Here is a 2,146-nt window from a genome sequence, read left to right as displayed (position 1 = left end):
CCGCTAACCTTAATGGAAGGTTGGGTAAAAGTGGATCTGATTGATTTTCATGATGAGATTTTAGCGTTAGCCGATAATTTTTTAGCAATAACACATTTGGTTGATGATACGCTTGTTAAATTTAAGAAATAAGGCAGTAAATAATTAATTAGGAATATAGCTCAGGCATTGCACTCCAAACGGAAATTAGTGTTTTTTGAAATTAGGAAATGAGCGGTTTGTGGTTCTTGGAGGCCCTCAGTCCGGCTTTTCGCTTTACTCCGTTACACTTCGTGTTCGCTGCAATCCGGTTTAGGAGCAAGGGTTTGTGCGCCCTGCAACCCCCAAATTGAAAAGCTGCCTTAGCCATTTAGCTCCGGTTGAAGCGTTACCCTGCAGCAACGGGGTATCCCGAACTTTCGGGAAAGCGTAAAAGCAGAAAACGGGAAGAAACTTAGTGTTTTGTACAGGCAATACGCTTCAAAACTATTTAGTGAAAAAGTGCTATTGAGGGGCAGGATAAGCCTTATATTTGATTAGTATATAATTATCGGCGACAGGATTTTAACCAAAATAAACCTGATGAGTAAAATAAATAACAATAAAAAAGAATTGTCGGCAGTGCAAGCCGAAGAATTACTCCATACTTTAAAAGTCCGTTTCGGGAAAAACATGGACCGCCATAAAAGTATTGAATGGGCTAAAGTAGAAGAAAGGTTAGTTGCCAGGCCCGAAAAACTATGGGTGCTTGACGAAATGGAGGTAACTGGTGGTGAGCCCGATGTTGTTGATTATGATAAAAAAACAGGTGAATATATTTTTTACGATTGTTCGGCAGAAAGCCCCAAAGGCCGTAGGAGTATTTGTTATGATTTGGAAGGGCTGGAATCGAGAAAAGAGCACCAACCGGAAAATAATGCTGTTGATATGGCTGCTACGATGGGGGTAGAGCTCTTAACAGAAGAGCAGTACCGTTTTTTGCAGCAACTCGGAAAATTCGATACCAAAACATCAAGCTGGATTGTTTCCCCTCCCGAGATTAGAAAATTAGGTGGTGCCCTTTTCGGCGATCGCCGCTACGATCATGTATTTGTTTACCACAATGGTGCACAATCGTATTATGCTGCAAGGGCATTTCGTGGTTTGTTAAAAGTGTAAACTGATAATTTATAGGTTCATTTGTCATTGGTTCATTAGTTAACAGGGAGAAGAAATTTGTTCTGTTGTTAATTGTTCAAACCGGTTATCATCGTTAAACGTCCAGTTCTAAACGCATGGCCAGTTAATCGACTTTGGACTCCCGACTAGGGATTTCGAACTAAATTGAAACTTCATCAAATCTTCATCTTTCGTTTTCATCTTTGGGCCTTCTGTTCTTCATTATATTCCGGCCTGAAATATTGGTTGTTAAGGAATTGTTTTCTTATTGTATTGTTCTGATTTTCATATTGTTAACGTAATGTTAAACTTAATTTATTGTTAATATTGAATTAACATTAGGACTGTTGTTTTGCATGAAAATAAAACAACAGAAAATGAAATCACGCATACTATCCCTAGTAAGTATTCTGCTGCTCTTGGTCACATTTGCTCAGGCACAAGTTACAACATCTAGTATTAATGGAAAGATTAAGGATAATAAGGGTATCATCCCAGGGGCAACCATTGTGATGATGCACGTTCCAACAGGTACTGTATCTAAAGGTTCGTCAAACGAAAACGGACTTTACCGTATCGGCAACTTAAACCCAGGCGGGCCATACAAAATTACTGTAACCTTTGTGGGTTATAGCCCGGTAGTAAAAGAGAATATTTATTTAACCTTAGGTTCGGATGTAAGGCTCGATCTTGATCTTCAGGAGCAAGGTAACCAATTGGCCGAAGTAAGTATTAAAGGCCAAAAAGGCGGAACAAAATCTGGTGCGGGTACAAGTATCGGCGAAGGTCAGATCAAAACGCTGCCAACCATGAACCGCAGCTTACAGGATGTAACAAGGGTTACTCCTCAAGGCAGTAAAGATAATACCTTTGGAGGAACAAACTTTAGATACAACAACGTGACTATTGATGGTGCAATTAATAACGATGCCATTGGTTTTAGCCCCTCATTAGGTGGGCAAAGTGGAAGCTCGGGTATGCCTGGAAGCAGTACACGCACCAATCCGGT

General features: G+C 40.2%; 2 protein-coding genes. Both read left to right on the top strand.

Translation table 11 applies throughout. The features are described 5' to 3' along the window. Positions 1 to 561: 561 nt before the first annotated feature. On the top strand, positions 562 to 1,137 hold the full coding sequence (locus AC1DPQ_RS25795) for a DUF4256 domain-containing protein (protein WP_477579885.1): 576 nt from the start codon (positions 562 to 564) through the stop codon (positions 1,135 to 1,137). A 377-nt stretch (positions 1,138 to 1,514) separates the two neighbouring features. Continuing rightward, positions 1,515 to 2,146 (top strand): carboxypeptidase-like regulatory domain-containing protein (locus tag AC1DPQ_RS25790; RefSeq protein ID WP_477611315.1); only part of this gene is annotated, 632 nt, incomplete at its 3' end.

It is taken from the genome of Pedobacter sp. 01T416_2, from assembly GCF_056398925.1.
Note: the sequence above shows the minus strand (reverse complement) of the source record. Positions and strands in the feature narration are given on the sequence as shown.